A 22241-nucleotide genomic window follows, 5' to 3' on the forward strand; every position below is an offset into this window, starting at 1 on the left:
ATATGACAAAAAGAAGAAGGTATCCCCAAAAGGATACCTTCTTCTTTATAGGATGATTTCTGTTTTTAAAGATTACGTCTTTGAAACATGTACCCGTTGTGTGGGAGCCATGTTTGCATTGCGGTAATTGATCTGTTCAATTACGTTTTCTGCTAAATTGCGGAATGCGGCTCCAGTGATCGTATCGGGATTCAGGGCAACAGGTGTTCCGTTGTCACCTCCTTCACAGATACTCTGTACGATAGGTATTTGTCCTAACAGCGGGACATTCAGTTCTTCTGCCAGACGTTTGGCTCCTTCTTTTCCGAACAGGTAATATTTGTTTTCCGGCAGTTCGGCAGGGGTGAACCAGGCCATATTTTCAACCAGTCCCAATACCGGCACATTGATCTTTTCGCCTGTGAACATGCTGATACCTTTGCGGGCATCGGCAAGGGCAACTTCCTGCGGAGTGCTGACTACGATGGCACCGGTGATAGCCAGTGTCTGTACCATTGTCAGGTGAATATCACTTGTTCCCGGTGGCAGGTCGATCAGAAAGTAATCGAGATCGCCCCAGTTGGCGTCGCCGATCAGTTGCTTCAATGCATTGCTTGCCATAGCTCCGCGCCATAAAACCGCATCTTCCTTGTTTACGAAGAAACCGATCGATAGCAATTTTACTCCATAGTTCTCTGCCGGTTGGATCAGGTCGCGTCCGTCTACCTCTTCCATATAAGGACGGGCATCTTCCACATTGAACATTTTGGGCTGTGAAGGACCGAAAATATCGGCATCCAGTAAACCTACCTTATAACCAAGCCCGGCAAGAGCTACTGCGAGGTTGGCGGCAACTGTACTTTTACCTACACCTCCTTTACCGGAAGATACGGCAATGATATTTTTTACCTGCGGAAGTAGTTTATCCGGTTCAGGACGTGCTGCCTGACGTGCCAGTACTTCGATGTTTCCTTTGATGTCTACATCTTCACCTACATAAGTCAGGATAGCTGTTTCGGCAGCCTTTACGACTGATTTGATAAACGGATCGTTGGGTTTCTCGAAAAGGAGGGAGAAACTAACCTTATTGCCGTCGATCCGTATGTTGTCTTCTACCATGCCCATTTCGACAAGGTCTTTCCCTGTCCCCGGGTAACGCACTTTTGCCAGTGCGTCCATGATCAGTTTAGGATATATAGCCATAATATAATTGTATAATTGGTTGTCTTATTTGCCGGAAGCCAGTGCGCTGCGCTTACTCCGGTTGAAACTGCGGTAGGGGTCGAGTTCGATCTCTACGTCCGGTTCGATCAGTTCGTCTCTTTCTTCACAAACAAACTTGATGTATTTGATGTTCAGTCCGCGGTCGAGCCATTGTTGTTCGTAATAGGTTTTGATAGACAGGATATCGTCTACCAATCCTGAATGATACAGGTCGTCGTTGCTGAACAATACGGGATATTTGTTGGCTTTTACCATTTCACAGGTATAAGTGTACATGAAGTTACTGTCTGTCTTGAGGTGGATAATGCCGTCGCCTGACAGTATTTCGCGGTACATCTTCATGAAACGGGTAGAAGTCAGGCGCTTATTGACCTTTTTCATCTGTGGGTCGGGGAAGGTCAGCCATATTTCGGCTACTTCTCCGGCTGCGAAGAAATGTGAGATCAGTTCGATGCTGGTCCGCAGGAAAGCAACGTTGGTCATACCCGATTCGTAAGAGTCTTTGGCTCCGGTCCACATGCGGGCACCCTTGATATCTACACCGATAAAATTTTTGTCAGGGAACAGGCGTGCCAGTCCTACTGTATATTCACCTTTACCACAACCCAATTCAAGTACGATCGGATTGTCATTCTTGAAAAACTCCTTGTGCCAGTGTCCTTTCAACTCAAATCCTTTCTCTTGCAGAACGGCAAACGGATACTGGAAAACATGCGGATACTCCGCCATATCGTCAAACTTTGCTAACTTATTTTTTCCCATGCTGCAAAGATAATACTTTATTTTTTCGGGATGACATATCCAACCGGAAGATAACATAGCAACTCCTTGTTCTGTAAAAGCAAAAGGTAAACTGCTCCCTAAATTGTAATTAGGGGGTATCACAAATTGTGATACCCCTATGTGTAGTAGCTCATTAGCTTCTGATAACCAAAGGTATTCTATTTATATATCAGATATAGTTCTATCATATAAGGCAGATACCGATTCTTCCCTATTCCGGACGATCCTGTCAAATTCTTCTTCCCGTTCTTTGCTCATCCGGGCTTTTTGTATCCATTCGCTACTGCCGTAAACTCCGGCTTTCTGGTAATCAAACGGTTTGAATTTGATTTTCCGGATTGCTTTCTGATCTTTGAATTGGAAATCCAGTTGGTAAGGGGCTTTAAATCCCGGGTCTTGTATGATCGAATGTTTATCTTTGATCTTTTTCCATGTTTTCAGGTCATAATCCAGAAACTTTGGATCTGCATTACCGCGTAAATCCCAATAGCAATTGTAATCCATATCCATATTGGCTTTGTCCCAGGGGCCGGCAAGATATACTCCGTGGTCCATTAATATAATATTGGAAGTGAAACTAAAGGATTGGTGATCTTCAACCCTTGTAAATTGTAACTGCTGGTAATGGTTGAAGGCAAAAATATTGTTTCGTATGATGTTCTCTTTTCCGTAATGTTGGTGGAAACCGCCGCTTTTACAACCGTATACCAGGTTGTTCTCCATAACGACACCTGTACTTCCTTCATCCGTATAAAGTCCCCAGCCTCCATAGTCGTAAGAATAAATGTGATGGATCACATTATTGCAAACCCGGGTACCGGGTGAGATACCGAGGGTATAAACGGCCCCCATATCCGACAGTTCTCCCCAACCGATATGATGGATATTGTTGTAAGCGATCTCATTGTTGACAGCGTAACTTTTTCCGTATCCCCAGACCCAGCCGACAGAAACTCCGGAGTAAAGCAGATCGGATATTTCGTTGTGAGTCACTTTGTTGTCGGATGAATTGAAAATAGCAACTCCGACTCCACAAGGGAAGACGAATCCGGTCTTTTGGATAATGTTGTTATCGATTGTAATATGCTTTGTGAGATATGCAGGGTCGGGTGTTTCATATTCCCCGATCTTAACGGCTCCGGCTCCCAGGTCGGTTAGATAAGAGTGTTCCAGTTTGCAATTCGTACAAGCTTTCCGGAACCAGATGGCGTAGTTTCCCGTATGCTTTATTACGCAGTTCTCAAAACGGATATTGTCTGCGTGATCGAGTTGGATAGCTGCATCGTCAGGTGAGGCGGCCTGTGCCGGATCATTCCCGGTTTTAGGCATTACATATCCCGCATGTTCAAAAGACAGGTTTCGGAATGTAATATTCTTAACCGGACGGTCTTTATCGCCTTTTATAGAAAGTAATCTGTTTAAAACCGGGGCATAAGCGACAGATGTTTCCATCACTTCTCCTTTACGCGGTATATAATACAGGTCGCCGGATGTTTCCAGAAACCATTCCCCTTCGGTATTCATGGCTTGTTTGTAATTCTCTAGAATAAACCGGCTTCCTTTCCCTATAGGGTTCCAGGGTTTCATCCCTTGTCCGTTCAGGAAGAAATAACCAGAATCAGGTATTGCCTGGGATAGATATTTGCGGGTATTGTCCCATTTATGGTAACACATGACCATAACATTATTCAGTTCTTCAGCAGAAAGTCCTTTCAGTGATTCCATATCTTCAGGTTTTACCCTGATGCGTTGTGTCGCATATTCGGGGGATCGGCCTGTCCCTTTATAATGAACGGTTTCTTCAGCTCCTTCCACGAAGAACCATCCTTTATCGGGTGTCCGGGCACGGATAGCCCTGTTTCCATTAACAAACAGTTGTTCAATCTTTACTCCATAGCGTGTTACTTCGTCGATATGTGTTTTCCACCATCCCTGCGGTGTCTTTTCCCAGGAAGTAAGAGTGATCGCCCCGCTGAATACCGGCATATCTTTTTCATCTCCTTCAATGAGAACAGGGGCAGAAGGAGTTTTTTCTATCCGGATCGTTTTATTTAAAGGATAGAAACCCGCCTGGACATGGATACGGACAGTATCGTTTCCGGTGGAATTAAGCCCTTGTTTCAAGGCCGCTTCGATTGTTTGATAGGGAGATTCAAGCGTTCCGTTTTCTATACCTTTGGTTTCGGATGATACATAAATCGTATTTTGGGCCATGATGGCAGAAGAACAGAGAGAAAACAGATAGAAGAACAGTAGTCGTTTCATGATGGTAGAATTTATCGTTAGCCTTAACAAAAGTAGTATTTTATACATAGAAAAGCTCAGTTCTAAAAGTAAATTTTTTACCTTCCGGACTGAGCTTATCTTACTTATTGTCTGTATTTTGTTTTATCGGTCGACTGATTATACCCTTCCCATTTTTGCAACAAATTCATCGAAGAATATATCCCGGTAGTTGTTACCGATGGCAATCTCATATTTGTCGATATAAATGTCGTTGTTATCGAAAGATGCTATTTGTTGGGTATTGACGATGTAGGAACGGTTCACCCGAAGGAATGCTTTGGGAAGCAGTTCGTGTATCGCTTTCATGCTTGTTTTAGTGATGATACGCTGATCGGGAAGCTGAATGATCACATAGTCTTTCAATCCTTCGATGAACAATATATCTTTGAAATTGACTTTGAAGAAACGACGTTCGGATTTGACAAACATGAACTCGCTTTCTACATTTTCGATGTTTTCCTTTTCTTCTGTCAGCAAAAGTGCATGATATGTTTTGGCTTTCTCTACTGCTTTTTGGAATCTTTCGGGGATAATCGGCTTGACCAGGTAGTCGACGGCGTCCACCTCATAGCTGTCGATTGCATATTCGGCATAGGCAGTTGTGAATATGACGAGGGTGCTTTTGGGTATGGTACGGGCGAATTCCAGTCCGGTTACTTTAGGCATGCGGATGTCCAGGAAGATCAGGTCGACCGGATGTTCTCCGATAAACCGGGCCGCCGAAGTGGCATTATTGAAGCTACCGGCCAGCGTCAGTTCTCCGGTTTCATTTATCAGCATCTCTACCGCTTCACGGGCCAGAGGTTCGTCGTCTACGATGATACAGTTCATAAGTCCAGGTATAAATTAACGATGTAACTTTGTTTATCTTCTATGATTTCCAGGGAATGGCGGGCGGGATATAATAATTCCAACCGCCTCCGGATGTTTTTCAGTCCCAGGCCACCGATACGGTTGTTCTTTTCTTCCTCTTCGGCAGGCTTTGAATTTTCACACCGGAAAAACAACCGGTTATCCTGCACGTTGAAAGAAATATATACGAATGAAGCATTCTCTCCGTCCGTATTGTGTTTGACCGCATTTTCAACAAAAGGGATGAACAGCAGGGGAGGTAACCATACACTGTTGATATCGCCTTCTTTGGAAATGGTATAATTAAAATTGTCGCGGCGTATTTTCTCCAGATTCAGGAAATCGTTCATAAAACGAATATCCGAACTGAGTTGGATCCTGTCCTGGGTACTGTCATTAAACTGATAACGCAGCAGGTCTTCCAGCTTGAACAATACTTCGGCTGCTTCATCACGTCCTTTCCTGATCAGCACATAGACATTATTCAGCATATTGAACAGGAAATGCGGATTGATCTGGCTTTTTAGGAATTTCAGTTCCGATTGCAGGGTGGCGGCTTCCAGTTCATTGACACGCAGGTTATTGCTGATCCAATGTTTAAAAAGAATCATGGCTGACGAACCGGCTACCAGTAAGCCGCTGGATATCGTTGAGGACAGGATATTTAACAGGATTACCGACTGGCTGGTGGGCAGGCTCTCAAAACGTGTATCTTCAAAAAGTGTTTGGAGAGTGCCTAATATCACAATAGAAATGAGGATCAGGCCCGATGCTGTTATCAGATAAAGAAGGAGACGCCCTTTTAGCAGAAATCGTGGTACTAATATATAAGCATTTACATAAATGAGCATGTTTATAATCAGGAAATAACCGATCCATGAGCGGATACGTGGCGGAGTAATAATCAGTTCGTCCGGCGTATCCCAGAATACATTGATCGTGATAAGGAAAACGACCAGTTGTAACAGGAGATGCCTGTAGATCCTTTTCTGCGGATTTAGCAGGAAATCTGGAACTATATGATCTGTATTATTTACCATGTGTATTCAATTTTAATAGAATAGTACTTATCCCCTGATCTTTGTCCTGCGTAACGGATAATGAATAGTTATCCGGGTAGAGAAGGGCGAGACGTGCATTGAAGCCGTCTAGCTCTTTGATAACCGGTGTATCGGTATCGTTAAACCGGCAGATAATGACAATTTGTTGTCCTTTCCGATTGACTTGCAGGAGAATAGATGGTCTGCATTCTTGTTTCCCTGCTTTTTTCAAGGCATACTGGATAATCGGAACAAGCAGGAGAGGAGGAATAAGTACTCCTGTCAGTTCTTTATCCGGAACGATCTGATAATCGAATGAATCGGAATAAAATTTTTCCAGTGCCAGATAATTGTTCACAAAAGTGATCTCTGAATTCAGTAGCACTTTATCGCGTGCTCCGTCATACAGTTGATAACGTAGTAGCTGGCTTAATTGCAGTACCATATCGGCTGCTTTTTGCGGTTCGCTTTTCGATAATACGGCAGTCCGGTTCAGCGTGTTGAATAGCAGTGAAGGGTTCACCTGTTCTTTCAGATTATCCACTTCCGATTGTATCTGCTTTTTTTCCAGTTGGTTCACCCGTTGATTCTCTATCATCCAGTGTTTCAGTAGAACAGTCATGGAGATACCGGTAATACAGATCATGTTCAGCATGAAATCCGATAAACTATCCAGGATACTGACTATGTTGAAGTAAGAACTTCTGACCGGAGGAATACCGGATGAAGTAAATATCCAGTATTCCTGTACGTACCGTATCAATATAAGCAGTAAAACGGAACTGGTCGAATATAGGATATAAACCAGATATTTCTTTTTAAGCAATAGTTTGGGAACCAGCAGATAGAGATGGAGATAGCCGACGATGACATAAGAGATCAACGTACAGAAACCTGCCAGATAAACGTAATGGTCCAATAACTCTGCTTTTGCCCCGTATGTGTAGATATTCTGGTTGAGCGACACCGCCGCCACTGCCAGGAGCAACAAGATATGGCGAGCTATTCTGTATCTGGAACTGACCAGAAACCGATACAGAAAAGTTTGTTTATTTATAGGGCTGTCTGTCATATAGCGGCATCCTCTTTAAGTGTCCGAAATTACTACTTTATTTGTTACCAGTCTGTAAAACGCTTAAAATTCTAGCTTATAACTGATGTTACTGATGGGAATACTGTTTCCGTTACGTTCCATCACACCGGATTTCAGGTTATAATGATAACCGTAATATTCCTTTGTACCTGTTACATTCAGTGCCTTGATCGCAAATTCATGTGCGACTTTCTTTTTGTTTATTTTATAACTGACGGTGAAGTTGGCGATGAACATCACCGGATATTGTTGTGAATAGGCACGTGTTTCGTCATATTGTGCTTCTTTATCCGGGTGGGCCAGACTGGCTTCCGTATCCAGAGGGGAATAACGTTCTCCTCCCTGTAAAGTGAATTTGGCATTGGCACTCAGGATATTCTGTCTGTTTTTCCCTAGCATCCATTCTTTCCCGATCAAAGTGTTGAGTATATACCGGCGGTTGAACCGGGTATTGTGCCAGACACCGTCTCCACCCTTGTATCTGGAATCGAAAACGGAAGCCGTTATCAGGTAATATAATCCCCTGCTCAGATATTTTTCTAATGTGATATCCACTCCGATATTACGTCCTTTCCCTTTATTAACCAGGGCTTCTTCCACATAAAATTCTCTCCGGTTGAGGACGGAATAAGAACTGTCGGCAATGACCGGAACATCGTACAGGAACTGGGCATAAGGTTCGACTTTGAGAAGCAGGTTATCGGATAATTTGTAGCCGAATGTCAGCATCAGGTGATGAGCTTTTGTGAAATCGAGGTTCTTATTGACGGATTCCTTACCGGAACTCTTGGAATTGACGAAATAGACGTCCATTTTTTCCATGCGGCTGTGTAAACCGTAAGCCAGGGCAAATGAGGTCCGTGTGGTAGGTGTCCATTTCATTCCTAAACGGGGTTCCAGAGTCCAGTGATTGTTCAATGTCAGGACCTGGCTGTTTAATCCTGCATTCACAGAAAGCCGGTTGGTTATCCCAAAAGAAGAACTGCTATAAACAGAGATCAGGTCGGTTTGTCCTTTCCCTTTGGAGAGGGTATTTAACGGAGCTGTTTCATACGGTGCGAGGTTTAATCTCATATCGTAGAACATCCGGGTATAGGTGAAACCGGTCTGGTTGGTATGCCGCGCACTGAATTTCCTGTTATAGGAAGAGGTCAGAGTTAAATTGGTATTGTTATACTTCTGATAGGTGAACGGGGTAAAAGTATGGTCCGGTGCATAAGAATCTTCGGTGGCATTCATTCCGGAATAGGTGGCGGCCAAAGTCGTTTTCAGTGTCGCTGCGTTCGGGAAGAAATAGCGGTGACTGATTCCTCCGGCTGCCATATATTGCTTGGCTTCCGACTTGAAATTATCGCGGGTATGTTCCCATTCCTGCGGATTCTCTTCGAAATCACCTTCGTATTTGTCGATCAGGCTGGTTCCCCACACCGAGAAAGTTCCGGCTTTACGTGTCGGGAAATTCAGTTTGAAATTGAGATCCTGGTAATCGAGTGTACCACCCATATCCAATCCTGGATAGATACGGTTCAGTAATCCGGTCGTGGAGTAGCGGTAGTTGAAAATATAGGAAGCCTGATGCTTTTTACTTAACGGTCCTTCCGAAGCGATATCTAAACCTAATATACCTGCCTGTAAAGTGTTTTCCATTTTCCGGTTGTTGCCGTTCCGCAGTTTCATGTCGAAAACTCCGGAAACAGCATTCCCGTATTCGGCAGGAAATGCACCGGTGAAGAAATCGGAATTTCCCAGGACCTGGCTGCTGAGTGAGGAAAGGACACCACCGCCCAGTATCGAAATGTCGGCAAAATGGTTCGGGTTGGGTATTTCCACATCTTCCATTCTCCATTGCAGCAGATGGGGAGCATTTCCATGGATAGATATGCCGTTACTGGAAAGATTGGCTGCTACACCGGCAAAAGAACTGACCAGGCGTGCGGGATCATCCAGTCCTCCGGCATAGCGGCTGGCTTCTTCCACACTGAGCATCCGGGCACCGGTGACTGCCATCTTGTTGAGTGGTTGTTCTTTGTTTATCTGCGGACGGATAACGACTTCGCTTAACTCCCGGACGTTCTCTTTCAGTGAAATGTCCAGATACACTTCTTTTGCGGAAGTGACAAGAACTTCCCGGAATATACCGGGTTCGTATCCCAGGAAAGTCGCCTCTACATTGTGTCGCCCTACCGGAATGCCCGATAGTACGAACTGGCCTTTCTCATCGGTGGTAGTTCCTGTTCCCGGCATATCCCGGAGCATGATCGTAACATCGGGCATCGGGTGACCGGATGCTTTGTCGATAACTGTTCCGCGTAGTGTTTGTGCGGGTTGGTTGTTCCCGGTTTGTTGGGCGTAACTTCTGGTTATGGATACAGACCAGATAAGCAGGAATAAAAATGTAATTATACGATGCATATTCATTATTGAATTGTTTTTTTGTTTTTGATGCGTGTCAGGATATCGTAAACACATTCGAAGATTGTGCCTTTCCATTTACTACGTGCTATTTCTTCACTGAAAACCTCTTCGAACGTATCGAATACTTTGATGCAATCCTCCGGGGCTATTCCTGAGCGGCTTGCTACTGCTGAAATGACTTCTCGCTTGTTCATAACAATCTTGTTTTATGATTATGCGGCGAAGATAATCCTGTATGGAAAGTGCTTTTGAATTTGTAGACGGAAGTGTTTTTTTCGTATATAAAATCCTTCCTGCTGTCGACGAGGTATTGTTTCATTTCAGTAACGAAAAAATACGTTTCGGCAGATTCCTGTTTCGTTTCGGCAAAATAAAGTAAGTTTATATTACATCTATATAATATGTTTGCACTGAAATGAATGATTGGAGGATTAAAATAGTAGAGAGAAATGGCAAACACATTACTGTTGGGGCTGTTAGCTTCGTTTACGTGTGCCGACTATAGGTCGGTACAGGCAGAGAGTAAACCAGTCGCGGAAGACGAAAAAGTGATTCCGGAGGTTTTGGATAAGTCTCTATTCGAAGAGGCGGGACTGGTTATTAATAGATGATCGGATGGATTTTAAAAACATTCGTTGTGAGTTTTGAATTAATTCTGTTACTTAAAATTTAAAGACGTATGAAGAAGTTGTTTTTATTTGCTTTGGCTGTGACAGCTTTATTCTCTTCCTGTGAGAAAGATCCGGACCTGAATAAACTGTCCAGTGATTATGCTGTTTATACGAATTATGATAACAGTATTCAGTTTAACAAATTCAGTTCTTATTATCTTCCTGATAGCATCCTGATTGCCGGTAGCGGTATGAAAGCTCAATACTGGAAAGACGAGAATGCCCAAAAGATCATTAATGAGGTAGTGACTGAGATGGACGACCGTGGATATACCCGGGTCGATGACAAGGATAAAGCTGATGTCGGCTTGCAATTGTCGTATGCCCAGAGCACCACGCAGATTATTTCTCCGGGCTATGGTTATGGTTATTATGGTTGGTGGGGAGCTGGTTTCTGGGGACCATTTTGGAATGATTGGTATTATCCGTACCCGGTTTCTTATAGCTATGATACAGGAACCTTTGTTGCGGAAATGGTCGATCTGACAGCTAAGCCTGCTGATGAGAGCAAAAAGGTCGATCTGCCGGTAATCTGGCATGCGTATGCTTCAGGCCTGATGTATAACAACTCGCGTATCGACATGCAGTTGACTCTTCGTGCAGTCGGACAGGCTTTTGAACAATCTCCTTATCTCAATATATTGTATACCGATAAATAATAAAACCGGAAGATTATGAAAACGATAAGATACATTTTAAAAAAACAAATCATATTGTTGATGATGCTGTCCGTTTTCTGTTTGAAAGGACAGGCACAGGTAGAGGATAAGTTGCATTTTAATGTAGACTGGCAGATGAATGCTCCGATCAGTACGGATTTTGCTGATAAAATAAGTGGTTGGGGTATGAATTTTGAAGCAGGGTATTATGTAACTCCCCGTTGGTCGTTGGGAGCGTTCCTGAGTTTTCATACGAATCATAAATATGTAGACCGGCAGACATTACAATTATCGCCGACCGAGTCGTTGACGACTGACCAGCAGTTGTCGGCTTTCCAATTACCTTTCGGTCTTTCCACTTCTTACCGTCTTGGGCAGAACGATTATCTGAAACCCTATGTCGGTGTCAGGTTGGGAGCTATGTACGCGGAAAACTCGAGTTATATGACGACAGTCCGTTATTATTCGAATCCGTGGGGTTTTTATGTATCGCCTGAATTGGGAATGAATATTTATCCGGTACCTGACAAGCGTTTAGGTTTTCATGTGGCTTTGTATTACAGTTATGCCACAAACCAGACGGATTTGCTGACTTATTCGATGAACGGACAGAATAATCTGGGTTTCCGTGTCGGTATTTGCTTCTGATATGTTCGTGATATATATTTTTCTTATAAAGAGGATATCTGAAAATCGATATCAGATACCCTCTTTATTTCTTTAAAACCTTACATTTGTGTTTACAATAGATTATTAAGCTATGCAGAACAAATACAATCATTATTTTAATTTCTTCCTTTTTTCCGGGTTAGCCTGTTTCTCTTACTTCTTTATGGTGCTTTATTCGGATCTTTCTCCGCAGCACCAGCATCTGCTGATTTCTTTCTGGGCTTTCCTGTTGGTTGTGTTTGTTTTTAATGCATTAGGATTCAGTATAATGCTGATCAATGAATGGCAGAAGAGAAGCTATCAGTTCCTGGTAAAGAGGAAAAATCAATTGATGATTAATTGCATTTTGATGGCGGGACTTTTGTTTTTGCTGAATTATCTGTTGTTTTCCATTGTGAAGGTTTTGTTGGAGATTCCTTCACCTTTCGCGTTAAAAGGGGCTGGTATTAGAATGATCTTTGTTGTCTGGCTGGTGGAGATGGTGATTGTCAGTCTCACGATGGTTGCGAATTTTTACAGGCAGTTGATCGTCCTTCATGAAAAGGCGAATAAATTGGAAGAGAGCGCTATAAAGGCGCAATATGTCGCCTTGCAGAATCAATTGAATCCGCATTTCTTATTTAATAATCTGAATACTCTGATTTCGGAAATAGAATATAATCCGGGGAATGCCGTGGTGTTTACCCAGCGGTTGTCGGAAGTCTACCGGTATATTTTGCAAAGCCAGCAGGAAGGACTGGTCACTTTGAGTTCGGAGTTGACTTTTTTGAAATCATTCATATTCCTGCATCAGGTAAGACTGGGGGATTGTATTTTTGTAGACAACAAAATCGATCCTTCTTTGTTGGAAAAGAAAATACCGTCTTTTACTTTACAGTTGTTGACCGAGAATGTGATCAAACACAATATAATCAATTCGGATAATCCGATGACCATTCATCTGAATACTACGGAAGACAGGAAAATGTTGGTAGTAAGTAATCAGATAAGGCTTAAACAAAATGTCGTGAAGTCGGGTACCGGACTCAGGAATTTGTCCTCCCGCTATAAACTGATGAATAATCGGGATATTATCGTGGAGAATGATTCAACATGTTTTACTGTCAAAATTCCTTTGCTGAATGAATAAGATAAGAGCAGCTATTATTGAAGACGAAATTCCGGCAGCCCGTCTGCTGAACAAGATGTTGACAGAGTTGCGTCCTGAATGGGAAATATTGTTATTGCCTGGAAATGTGGAGGGGGCTGTGAAATGGTTCAACAGCAATCCGCATCCGGATATCCTGTTTCTGGATATCCAGTTGACCGATGGCGTTTCTTTTTCTTTTATTGAACAGGCGAATCCCGAAAGTATGATCGTGTTTACGACAGCTTACGATGAATATGCGATCCGTGCCTTTAAAGTGAACAGTATAGATTATTTATTGAAACCGATCGATAAAGAACGGTTAACCGAAGCTTTGGAGAAGTTTGAGAAATTGATCTCTAAGTATTACAGGCCGTTCGGTCAACAAGGGGATATCCTGGAAATACTACAGAATATAACCAGCCCTGCGAAAAAATACAGGACACGTTTCCTTATTTCGGGCGAAGACAAGCTGTTTACTCTGCAGGTCGATGATATTGCTTATTTCTATTCTGAAAATAAGATTACTTTTGCCGTTACCCACCCAAATAAGGAGTACATTATAGATCTGTCTCTGGATAAGTTGTGCGAGCAGCTCGATCCGGACCGTTTTTTCCGGACGAACCGGCAAACAGTGGTGAGCGTTCAGGCTATCCAGAAAATAGAGAGTTATTTCCTGGGAAAAGTGGTCGTGAAAGTAATACCGCCTTTTAAAGATAAGATCATTGTGAGCCGCGAGAAGATTAGTGCTTTCAAACTGTGGTTGAATTATTGACAAAGGATCGGTTTCCTGATTTTTTGCAGGCTTAAATGATTGGCTTATTTGTTTTTTCCGTGAATATGACATACTTTTGAGACGATAATAGCCACAAATAACAAGATAAGCAAATGGATAGAGACTTAGAAGCTAAGTATCTGGAAGCATTAGGAAAAGGAGATCATGAGGCGTTCAATATGTTGTTTATGTCATATCATTCTTTAGTAAAACGATTTCTACTCGGTTTTATAAAGGATGAAGATGAGGTATTGGATATTGCTCAGGATGTTTTCGTTAAGGTCTGGACTCATCGGAAACTTGCGGCTTCTGCCGAATCATTCAAGGCGTATTTGTACCGAATGGCTCGAAATGAGATTTATAATTATTATAAGTTACATGCAATTCATGAAGATCATTTGGAAAAATACCGAAATCAATTTATCTGGGTGGATGATTTGCTGGAAGAACGTATTTTAGCTGAAGAGTTAGGACTTTTGCTGGACATAGCAATTGACAATATGCCTCCTCAGAGAAAGCTCATTTTTAAAATGAGCCGAAAAGATGGTCTTTCCAATGAAGAAATATCCCATCAGCTGAATATCAACAAAAGAACTGTTGAAAACCATATAACTCAGGCTTTATCTGATTTGAGAAAAGTCTTAAAAGTAGTACTTCCTTTTTTTATTTGAAAAAAAATCATTTTTGACTGTGTGTATTTTTTATCCCATTTGTCTTAATAGTACAGACTAAATAAAATATGGATAAAAAGCATCTACATACATTACTTTCTCGCTTCTTTGGAAATGATTTTCCTAAAGATGTGTGTAATCGGTTTGCAACGTGGTTTATCAGACCGGAACAAACCCGCGAAAAAGAGGAAGTATTGGAAGAAATATGGAATTCCTTGCCTGTAACTATGGATTTTGATTCTTACGCAGAATTGAAAAAGGTAAATAAACGTATTCATTCCGGGCAAAATCAATTCTATCATCGGTTGGTCATTGTTGCTGCAATTATTATATTACCTCTATTAGGTATTTTTACTACTACATGGTATTATGAAAATTCAGGAATAAATGTGCATATGTTGGAATGCTTTGTTCCAAATGGCGAAAGAAAACAAATTACTTTACCTGATGGATCAACAGTCTGGTTAAATGCTAATTCTGTTTTGATTTACCCTGAAAAATTTGGAAATACGCGAACACTCTTTCTAACAGGGGAAGCTCATTTTACAGTAATGAAGGACCCAAAAAGGCCTTTTATAGTAAAGACGAATTACTTGGATGTAGAAGCTTTAGGAACCGTGTTCAATGTACATTCTTATCCGGAAGAAAACGAGACTACGACTGTTTTGGAATCAGGTAGAGTTAAAGTGGATGATAAAATAGGTTCGTCCGGTTCTGTCATATTGAATCCTAATGAACAGTTGGTTTATAATCATGCTGACGCATCTTTTGTTAGGTGTTCTGTGGATGCTTCCCGGTTAAGTTCCTGGACAAAAGGTTATTTAATTTTTCAACAGGAAACATTGGGGAATATTTTTCGGGCATTGGAAAGACAATATAATGTAAAAATCAATTATAATGATACTAAGTTTGCAAATATGACATTTACTGTTCGTTTCCATGCACATGAGTCCTTGGAAGATGCATTGACTGTTTTAAAAAGAATTGGAGTTAACTTTAAATATAAAATTGTAAACAATGATGTATATATTCAGTAATAACTAAAAAAAATAACGATATCATGAAAAAAAGGTATCCGGGAAGCTGACGGCCAATCACTTCTTCCCGGACTGAAATCGAAAATCATCCCGATTTTTGGAGCATTATATATGCCCTAAAATCAAAAAGATAGTATTCAATTTAATTCTTAAATGTACAAAGTTATGAAAATATATAACAAATCACGAAAATGTATGGTAAATACTTTTGCTAAACCTATTTGCTTTGCATTTTTCATGTGTTGTTCTTTTAATCTAAAAGCTCAAAATCAATCAATTACACTTACTGGTCAAATGACACTGAAAGAAGCTTTTGTTGAAATAGAAAAGCAAACAGATCTTTCTGTAGATTATAATGACCAATTAGTTAATACGAATAAACGTATTAACAAGCCTTATACAAACACAAAATTAAGTGACGTTTTAAATACTATATTGAAAGATGCCGGTTGTTCATACTCTATTCAGGGAAGTCATATTCTGATTACTCCTGAAAGTAACCAACAGGTAAAAACTCAAACTATAACCGGTACGGTTGTTGATGAATCCGGTCTCCCGATTATAGGGGCTAATGTTATAGAAGCAGGTACGACTAACGGTATCATGACTGATATTGATGGGAAATTTTCTTTATCTGTATCGGCTGGTTCAAAAATTCAAGTTTCATATATTGGCTATTTATCGCAGGAGATCAAAGTCGGAAATAAGAAAAGTTTTGAGGTCGTACTGAAAGAAGATACTCAGGCGTTAGAGGAAGTTGTCGTAGTAGGTTATGGTACACAGAAGAAGGGTGTTGTAACCGGTTCTATCGCAACGGCAAAGGGCGATGATATCATCAAGAGTCCGACTCAGAACTTGGGACAGGCATTAGCGGGTCGTCTGCCAGGACTGGTTGTAAGTAATGGCAGTGGTGAACCGGGTGCTGACGGAGTAACGATCAATATTCGTGGTAAGAGTACAACCGGTAATAATGATCCGTTGATACTGATCGATGGTATTGCAGGTCGTGGTTCTTTGGATAGACTTAACCCGAATGATATTGAAAGTATTACGGTTTTGAAAGATGCTTCAGCCGCTATCTATGGTTCTCGTTCTGCCAATGGTGTTATTTTGGTAACGACTAAGAGAGGTAAAACAGGAAAACCGTCGATCAGTTATTCTTTCAATGTTGGTGTACAGCAACCGACACGTGTACCGGATTTGGCAGATGCTGCGACTTTTGCTGAAGTTACGAATGAACTGGAATCTTACGACGGACGTGATCCTCGTTATACAGCCGATGAAATTGAATTATTCAGAAACGGACAGGATCCAATACATTATCCGAATACAAATTGGGCGGATGAGGTACTTAAAAAAGGAGCTTTGCAACAGAGGCATAATATTTCAGTTTCCGGTGGTACGGATGTTGTTAGTTACTATGTAGGCGGTGGTTACTCCAGTCAGGATGGTATTTTTAAAAATGGATCGACAAAGTATGAACAATATGATGTTCGTTCAAATATCGATGCTAAAATCACTAAAGACCTGAAAATCTCGGTAGATATCGCATCCCGTTTGGAAGATGCTAATTTCCCGAGTATGAGTGCCGGTGATATATTCTGGCGTATTACCAGATCTTATCCTACCGTTTTGGCTCAATATCCGAATGGATTGCCAACGAATGGTTTGGATAGTAACCCTATCGTGATGGCTACAGATAAGACTGGTTATGAATATGATAAGAAAGCAGTGTTTAATGGAACTATTACTGCAGACTGGAATTTGTCTTGGTTGTTAGATGGTCTGGGAGTAGATGCTTATATGGCTTATGACCGTATAGGAAAAGACCATAAAAAATGGCAGACGCCTTGGACATTTTACACATGGGATGAGGCTACTGATACGTATACGGAACACATGAACACACTTGTTCAGCAGACTTCATTGAAGCAAGAACATTTAGCTGATTGGTCATTGACATTGAATGCTAAATTGAAGTATAAGAAAACATTTGGCAGTCATGGAGTAGATGCTATTTTAGGTTTTGAACAGAATAGCTATAGAAAGGATAATTTCTGGGCGTCTCGTGGTAGCTTTATGTCTACGGCTATCGACCAGCTGTTTGCAGGTACTTCAAACAAGGATTATTATGATAACTCCGGTGATGCCTCGGAAAGTGCACGCCGCAGTTATTTCGGACGTGTCGCTTACGATTTTGCCGGTAAGTATATGGCTCAGTTCAACTTCCGTTATGATGGATCGTATATATTCCAGGCTGGGCAACGTTGGGGATTCTTCCCTGGAGTATCCGCCGGTTGGAGAATGTCTGAAGAAAGCTTTATTAAGGATAATATCGATTGGATCAATAATTTGAAGATTCGTGGATCATTTGGTAAGCAGGGTAACGACAATATCGATCCTTTCCAGTATTTGCTGAAATACAATCTGGGACGTAATTACGTATTTGGCGGAACTGATATGGTCGGTCTGTATCAAAAAGGTTTCCCTAATAATAATGTAACGTGGGAAGTGGCTGATACCTGGAACATCGGTGCTGAAGGAACATTTTGGAATGGACTTTTAGGCTTTGAAGTTGAATATTTCAAAACAAAACGTTCTAATATTTTGGCAAAACGTAATGCCTCTATTCCTAAATATACAGGTTTGATCGATTTACCGAATGAAAATATCGGAAGAGTTCAAAACCAGGGTATGGAAATTCAGTTGAGTCATTTCAATAAGATCGGTGAAGTAAATTTCCGTGCAAGTGGAAACTTTATGTTCGCTAGAAATAAAGTATTGTTCATGGATGAAACTCCATGGGGTGAGGGACATGAATATATGAATGAAACAGGAGGCCAAATGGGAGCTGGTCTACAGTATCATGCTATAGGTATCTTTAAAGATCAGGCCGCATTGGATGCCTACCCCCATTTGGATGCAGCTCGGCCGGGTGATTTGATTTTCGAAGATGTGGATGGTGATGGTGAAATTACTTCACTGGACCGTGTTCGCCAGAAATTAACTAATTTCCCGGAAATTATCTTTGGCCTGAATTTATCTGCTGATTGGAAAAACTTCGATATTAGCGTATTATTCCAGGGACAGGCTCGTGCAGTAAAAGATGTAATCAGTCGTATGGATAACACTTCAAATTTCTATAAATGGAGAGCAGAAGATCGTTGGACAGAAAATAATATCGATGGAACTATGCCTCGTGCTGGTGGAACTATCAACTATGGTATCGAAAACCCGTGTAGTTTCTGGACACAAAATGCTTCTTTCGTACGTTTGAAAAATCTGGAAATAGGATATACTTTACCTAATTTGTGGTTTAATAAACTGCGTATATCCAATTGTAGAGTTTATTTGAGCGGACAGAATCTGTTTACCCTGGATCATATAAAATATGTAGATCCGGAAGGTAGTGGAGAAGGTAACTATTATCCTCAAATGCGAATCTTTAATCTAGGATGTAACTTAACTTTTTAAAAAAGGAAAGAAATGAAAAAGATAATATATTTGGCAGTTTCTGCACTGTTAAGCTTTAGTTCTTGTAACGATTTTTTGGATAAAAAACCGCTAGATTCGCTTACAGAGGATGCCGTTTTTAATGATGACGCTTTACTTACGGCTTATGTTACAGCCTGTTATAATGCTTATCCGAATGGTTTTGATGAAGCAATGTCATCATCGGCTACAGATGAGTCATATACTCGCCATGGGGATGGTAGTTCTAATATTGTTGCCAGAGGGGAAATGAACCCGGATAATGTTGAGAATTTTGACTCCGGCCGATTTTCTAATTTTAATTACTGGAATACAGCGTATGAGTATTTGCGTAACATCAATACGTTCTTTACAAAATATGAAGAAGCTCAGGTTTCGGAAGAACTAAAGAGTCGTCTGTATGGAGAGATGAAATTTATTCGTGCTTTTGTATATTCTAATCTGATATGGCGTTTTGGAGGTGTTCCAATTATAACAAAAGCTTATACATTGGAAGATTCCGATTATTCTGTAACACGAAATACTTATGAAGAGTGCGTTGATTTCATCTTACAGGATTTAGACGAGGCTATTGAACATTTACCGGCCAAGATGGAGGGTGAAAATAAAGGTCGTGCATCTGCTGATGCCTGTAAGGCTTTGAAATCTAGGGTGCTGTTGTATGCCGCAAGTCCTCTGGTAAATACTTCTAATGATTTGAAGAAATGGGAATTGGCACGTGATGCGGCTAAAGCTGTCATCGATCTGCCGGGTTATAGCCTTGCTTCCGACTATAGAACTCTTTTCCTGGAAGATAATGACGAAGTCATTTTCAGACGTTATTATACAAAGGCAAATGCAAACAGAGTGAACTTGTTTAACTCACCTAACGGTTATGGAGGTTGGGGTGGTAATTGTCCTATTCAGAATTTGGTGGATGATTATGAAATGAAAGCTACCGGTAAAAAGCCGGCAGAAACAGGTTCCGGTTATGATCCGGCAAATCCGTATGAAGGTCGTGACCCTCGCTTTTATGCAACCATTCTTCATAATGGAGCAATGTTCAGAGGTCGTGAGGTTGAAACATTTGTTCCAAACGGACAAGATAGCGAACAGGGAGCTATTGGAAGTTGGAACTGCTCTAAGACCGGTTACTATTTGCATAAATTCCATGACGAAAATCAGGTTATTAATGAATCTGAAGCGACTACTGCTCCATGGACTTTCTTCAGACTGGCAGAATTTTATCTGAATTATGCAGAAGCTCAGTATTATTTAGGTAATGAAGAAGAATGCCGTAAAGCTATCAATGTAGTACGTTCCCGTGAAGGCGTAGAAATGCCTCCGGTAACAGCCACCGGCACCGAATTGCTTGAAAAGCTTCGTAACGAACGTAGAATAGAATTAAGTTTTGAGAACCAACGCTATTTCGATTTGAGAAGATGGAAAATCGCGGATGAGTATGAAAACAAAAATTCTATCGGTATGAAAATAGAAAAGGATGAAAATGGTAATTTCAAATATACTGAAATCACTGTTTTGGAACGCAACTTCCTTCCGCAGCACTATTGGTTACCGATTCCCCGTTCAGAAATCATAAAGAGTAATTATACATTGGAGCAAAATCCATACTATAATTAATTTGAAAGAAGAAAAAGCGCATAAATGACACATATTTGTCAAATATCAAATAAGTAAAAAGCATTTTTATTTATTAATTTGCGTCGTTGTGTGCTTTTTCTTCTTTTTTTGATAAAGATGAGGATATAAAGAATAAAAAAATAATATCATGAATTTAAAAGTAACTGTACTATTACTGTTGAGTATTTTGATGTTTTCGGTAGATAGCATTACAGCAAAAGAAACGGCAAGTAATAAAAAAGAGAAATCTCCGCGAATAATTAACATCGTCAATTTTATTCGCCAGACAGACTATCGCCTGGAAAATTCGGATGCACTGATGTTTGAAACGGTAGAAAAGCAGATAGACCTTGTCAATCGGTATGACTTTCCCGCTACTTTCTTGTTTCAGTACGATGCCCTGATCAATCCGGAATACCAGAAATTGATGAAAACCAAGCTTAGCCCTAAATGTGAACTCGGTGCGTGGTGGGAAATCACCCAGCCTCATGTGGAAGCGGCCGGATTGAAATGGCGCGGAGAGCATTCATGGGTATCGACAGCCAATATCGCCTTTACTCCGGGATATACTCTGGCAGAAAGAGAAAAGCTGGTTGATGTCTACATGGCAAAGTTCAAGGAAATTTATGGTAAGTATCCTAAATCCGTAGGTTCCTGGTATGTTGATTCACATACATTGGAGTATATGTATAAAAAATACGGCATTGTCGCTTCCTGCAACTGTAAAGACCAGGTAGGAACTGACGGATATACTTTATGGGGCGGTTATTGGAACCAGGCTTATTATCCCAGTAAGCTGAACGCTTATATGCCTGCCCAGACAGATGATTTCCAAATCCCGGTACCGGTATTCCGTATGTTAGGCAGCGATCCGATGTACCAGTACGATGCAGGGATCGGAACGAATCATCAGGGAGTCATCACTCTTGAACCTGTTTATAAAGACGGAGGCGGTGATAAAAAATGGGTTGAATATTTCATGGAGTCTATAGTTGATGAACCCTGTCTGGCATTTAATTATGCGCAGGCCGGACAAGAAAATTCATTTACATGGTCAGGTATGGGTAAAGGGTTGGAACTTCAATTTCCGATATTCGACTCATTAAGTAAAGCCGGAAAGATCAAAGTAGAAACGCTCGAAGAATCCGGTCGTTGGTTTAAGGAACAATTCCCTAAAACTCCGGCTACTGCTATTACTACGCTGGTCGATATCCGCAAGGAAGGAAATAAGTCTGTATGGTATAACAGTCGCTTTTATCGTTCTAACCTGTATTGGGAAAAAGATGGTTTTTGCTTCAGGGATATTCACTTATTCGATGAAAAAATGAAATCGGAATATCTGGATACTCCGGGTACAGGCGGACAATTTTTCTATTATACATTGCCGGTAATCGACCGGTTCTACTGGAGTACACCCGAAGATAAAACGGGCCTCAGAGTAGTGGAACTGGATAAGAATGGAAGTAAAACGGATGTAGTTCTGACAGACCCGGTTGTCAGTGAACCTTCGAATAGTGTGTTGAAAGTAGAATCCAAAGATAAAAGCGGAAATACTTTTATCTTTACATTTTATGAAGATAAGATCGATGTTTCATGTAAAGCTACCGGAAAAAAATTGGATTGGGCTCTGGAACTGAAAGTTCCTCAGGAAAGGATCGGCCAGTTGCCATTCAAGAATTTCGGTAAATCTTCTATCCAATCGGAATTCAGAGGATTCAATTATACTATAACGTGTAAAAAAGGTAATATCGTTAAAGGCAATAATACTGACTATGTCCTGCGCTTTGTCCCGTCAGGCAATGGATTGGTAATTAATTGTGCGAACTGATTTTTTATAAGAGCCTGGCCC

19 protein-coding genes are annotated in these 22241 nt (G+C 41.1%); 11 read left to right on the forward strand and 8 right to left on the reverse strand.

The window, feature by feature from the left end; all coding sequences use genetic code 11:
* Nucleotides 1-72: 72 nt before the first annotated feature.
* The 8 genes from IEY67_RS15935 to IEY67_RS15970 form a co-directional block, all read right to left on the reverse strand.
* Entirely contained in the window at nt 73-1182 is a 1110-nt protein-coding gene (locus IEY67_RS15935) for an Mrp/NBP35 family ATP-binding protein (protein ID WP_122354561.1), read from the reverse strand.
* Nucleotides 1183-1206: 24 nt separating this feature from the next.
* Entirely contained in the window at nt 1207-1965 is a 759-nt protein-coding gene (gene trmB / locus IEY67_RS15940) for a tRNA (guanosine(46)-N7)-methyltransferase TrmB (RefSeq protein ID WP_183668704.1), read from the reverse strand.
* Nucleotides 1966-2148: 183 nt separating this feature from the next.
* On the reverse strand, nt 2149-4251 hold the full coding sequence (locus tag IEY67_RS15945) for a right-handed parallel beta-helix repeat-containing protein (protein ID WP_183668706.1): 2103 nt from the start codon (nt 4249-4251) through the stop codon (nt 2149-2151).
* Nucleotides 4252-4389: 138 nt separating this feature from the next.
* Nucleotides 4390-5103, reverse strand: a complete 714-nt coding sequence (locus IEY67_RS15950; protein ID WP_122373615.1) for a LytR/AlgR family response regulator transcription factor — start codon at nt 5101-5103, stop codon at nt 4390-4392.
* The gene (locus IEY67_RS15955; RefSeq protein ID WP_122373614.1) at nt 5100-6164 is read right to left on the reverse strand and encodes a sensor histidine kinase; all 1065 of its coding nucleotides are present in this window, start codon (nt 6162-6164) and stop codon (nt 5100-5102) included. The genes IEY67_RS15950 and IEY67_RS15955 overlap by 4 nt, the downstream gene beginning before the upstream one ends.
* Nucleotides 6154-7236: a sensor histidine kinase gene (locus tag IEY67_RS15960; RefSeq protein WP_183668708.1), complete on the reverse strand. Its 1083-nt coding sequence runs from the start codon at nt 7234-7236 to the stop codon at nt 6154-6156. Before IEY67_RS15960 ends, IEY67_RS15955 begins: the two co-directional genes overlap by 11 nt.
* A gap of 63 nt (nt 7237-7299) precedes the next feature.
* A complete protein-coding gene (locus tag IEY67_RS15965) occupies nt 7300-9669 on the reverse strand; it encodes a TonB-dependent receptor (protein WP_183669106.1) in 2370 nt (789 codons plus the stop codon).
* A gap of 5 nt (nt 9670-9674) precedes the next feature.
* On the reverse strand, nt 9675-9866 hold the full coding sequence (locus tag IEY67_RS15970) for an HU family DNA-binding protein (RefSeq protein ID WP_122354573.1): 192 nt from the start codon (nt 9864-9866) through the stop codon (nt 9675-9677).
* Nucleotides 9867-9907: 41 nt separating this feature from the next.
* On the opposite strand from IEY67_RS15970, the gene IEY67_RS15975 reads away from it, so the two are divergent.
* The 11 genes from IEY67_RS15975 to IEY67_RS16025 all read left to right on the forward strand — a co-directional run bounded on the left by IEY67_RS15975 (nt 9908) and on the right by IEY67_RS16025 (nt 22220).
* Nucleotides 9908-10051 (forward strand): hypothetical protein, encoded by a 144-nt coding sequence (locus tag IEY67_RS15975; RefSeq protein ID WP_158583209.1) that lies wholly within the window; start codon nt 9908-9910, stop codon nt 10049-10051.
* A 70-nt stretch (nt 10052-10121) separates the two neighbouring features.
* Nucleotides 10122-10283 carry a hypothetical protein gene (locus tag IEY67_RS15980; protein ID WP_183668710.1) on the forward strand — a complete coding sequence of 54 codons (162 nt, stop codon included), beginning with the start codon at nt 10122-10124 and terminating at the stop codon, nt 10281-10283.
* Between the two features lie 68 nt (nt 10284-10351).
* Nucleotides 10352-11002 (forward strand): DUF4136 domain-containing protein, encoded by a 651-nt coding sequence (locus IEY67_RS15985; protein WP_183668712.1) that lies wholly within the window; start codon nt 10352-10354, stop codon nt 11000-11002.
* Between the two features lie 15 nt (nt 11003-11017).
* Nucleotides 11018-11650: a porin family protein gene (locus IEY67_RS15990; RefSeq protein WP_183668715.1), complete on the forward strand. Its 633-nt coding sequence runs from the start codon at nt 11018-11020 to the stop codon at nt 11648-11650.
* Between the two features lie 112 nt (nt 11651-11762).
* Complete coding sequence (locus tag IEY67_RS15995) at nt 11763-12800, forward strand: sensor histidine kinase (protein WP_183668717.1); 1038 nt, start codon at nt 11763-11765, stop codon at nt 12798-12800.
* Nucleotides 12793-13572 (forward strand): LytR/AlgR family response regulator transcription factor, encoded by a 780-nt coding sequence (locus IEY67_RS16000; RefSeq protein ID WP_122373612.1) that lies wholly within the window; start codon nt 12793-12795, stop codon nt 13570-13572. The genes IEY67_RS15995 and IEY67_RS16000 overlap by 8 nt, the downstream gene beginning before the upstream one ends.
* Before the next feature lie 113 nt (nt 13573-13685).
* The gene (locus IEY67_RS16005) at nt 13686-14243 is read left to right on the forward strand and encodes an RNA polymerase sigma-70 factor (RefSeq protein WP_122373611.1); all 558 of its coding nucleotides are present in this window, start codon (nt 13686-13688) and stop codon (nt 14241-14243) included.
* A gap of 68 nt (nt 14244-14311) precedes the next feature.
* Nucleotides 14312-15280 carry a FecR family protein gene (locus tag IEY67_RS16010; RefSeq protein WP_183668719.1) on the forward strand — a complete coding sequence of 323 codons (969 nt, stop codon included), beginning with the start codon at nt 14312-14314 and terminating at the stop codon, nt 15278-15280.
* 294 nt (nt 15281-15574) lie between these two features.
* A complete protein-coding gene (locus tag IEY67_RS16015; RefSeq protein ID WP_229801094.1) occupies nt 15575-18754 on the forward strand; it encodes a TonB-dependent receptor in 3180 nt (1059 codons plus the stop codon).
* 12 nt (nt 18755-18766) lie between these two features.
* On the forward strand, nt 18767-20392 hold the full coding sequence (locus IEY67_RS16020) for a RagB/SusD family nutrient uptake outer membrane protein (RefSeq protein ID WP_122373609.1): 1626 nt from the start codon (nt 18767-18769) through the stop codon (nt 20390-20392).
* A 148-nt stretch (nt 20393-20540) separates the two neighbouring features.
* On the forward strand, nt 20541-22220 hold the full coding sequence (locus tag IEY67_RS16025) for a hypothetical protein (RefSeq protein ID WP_183668721.1): 1680 nt from the start codon (nt 20541-20543) through the stop codon (nt 22218-22220).
* Nucleotides 22221-22241: the final 21 nt, after the last annotated feature.

It is taken from the genome of Parabacteroides faecis (assembly GCF_014647375.1).
Taxonomy (GTDB): domain Bacteria; phylum Bacteroidota; class Bacteroidia; order Bacteroidales; family Tannerellaceae; genus Parabacteroides; species Parabacteroides faecis.

Excerpts from the sequence above, each read along its gene's own strand:
- IEY67_RS15970 (WP_122354573.1), bottom strand. The coding sequence starts at position 9,866 with ATGAACAAGCGAGAAGTCATTTCAGCAGTAGCAAGCCGCTCAGGAATA.
- IEY67_RS15990 (WP_183668715.1), top strand. The coding sequence starts at position 11,018 with ATGAAAACGATAAGATACATTTTAAAAAAACAAATCATATTGTTGATG.
- IEY67_RS15960 (WP_183668708.1), bottom strand. The coding sequence starts at position 7,236 with ATGACAGACAGCCCTATAAATAAACAAACTTTTCTGTATCGGTTTCTG.
- IEY67_RS15945 (WP_183668706.1), bottom strand. The coding sequence starts at position 4,251 with ATGAAACGACTACTGTTCTTCTATCTGTTTTCTCTCTGTTCTTCTGCC.
- IEY67_RS16000 (WP_122373612.1), top strand. The coding sequence starts at position 12,793 with ATGAATAAGATAAGAGCAGCTATTATTGAAGACGAAATTCCGGCAGCC.
- trmB (WP_183668704.1), bottom strand. The coding sequence starts at position 1,965 with ATGGGAAAAAATAAGTTAGCAAAGTTTGACGATATGGCGGAGTATCCG.
- IEY67_RS15955 (WP_122373614.1), bottom strand. The coding sequence starts at position 6,164 with ATGGTAAATAATACAGATCATATAGTTCCAGATTTCCTGCTAAATCCG.
- IEY67_RS16025 (WP_183668721.1), top strand. The coding sequence starts at position 20,541 with ATGAATTTAAAAGTAACTGTACTATTACTGTTGAGTATTTTGATGTTT.
- IEY67_RS16020 (WP_122373609.1), top strand. The coding sequence starts at position 18,767 with ATGAAAAAGATAATATATTTGGCAGTTTCTGCACTGTTAAGCTTTAGT.
- IEY67_RS15965 (WP_183669106.1), bottom strand. The coding sequence starts at position 9,669 with ATGCATCGTATAATTACATTTTTATTCCTGCTTATCTGGTCTGTATCC.
- IEY67_RS16005 (WP_122373611.1), top strand. The coding sequence starts at position 13,686 with ATGGATAGAGACTTAGAAGCTAAGTATCTGGAAGCATTAGGAAAAGGA.
- IEY67_RS15935 (WP_122354561.1), bottom strand. The coding sequence starts at position 1,182 with ATGGCTATATATCCTAAACTGATCATGGACGCACTGGCAAAAGTGCGT.
- IEY67_RS15985 (WP_183668712.1), top strand. The coding sequence starts at position 10,352 with ATGAAGAAGTTGTTTTTATTTGCTTTGGCTGTGACAGCTTTATTCTCT.
- IEY67_RS15980 (WP_183668710.1), top strand. The coding sequence starts at position 10,122 with ATGGCAAACACATTACTGTTGGGGCTGTTAGCTTCGTTTACGTGTGCC.
- IEY67_RS15995 (WP_183668717.1), top strand. The coding sequence starts at position 11,763 with ATGCAGAACAAATACAATCATTATTTTAATTTCTTCCTTTTTTCCGGG.
- IEY67_RS16015 (WP_229801094.1), top strand. The coding sequence starts at position 15,575 with ATGACACTGAAAGAAGCTTTTGTTGAAATAGAAAAGCAAACAGATCTT.
- IEY67_RS15950 (WP_122373615.1), bottom strand. The coding sequence starts at position 5,103 with ATGAACTGTATCATCGTAGACGACGAACCTCTGGCCCGTGAAGCGGTA.
- IEY67_RS16010 (WP_183668719.1), top strand. The coding sequence starts at position 14,312 with ATGGATAAAAAGCATCTACATACATTACTTTCTCGCTTCTTTGGAAAT.
- IEY67_RS15975 (WP_158583209.1), top strand. The coding sequence starts at position 9,908 with ATGGAAAGTGCTTTTGAATTTGTAGACGGAAGTGTTTTTTTCGTATAT.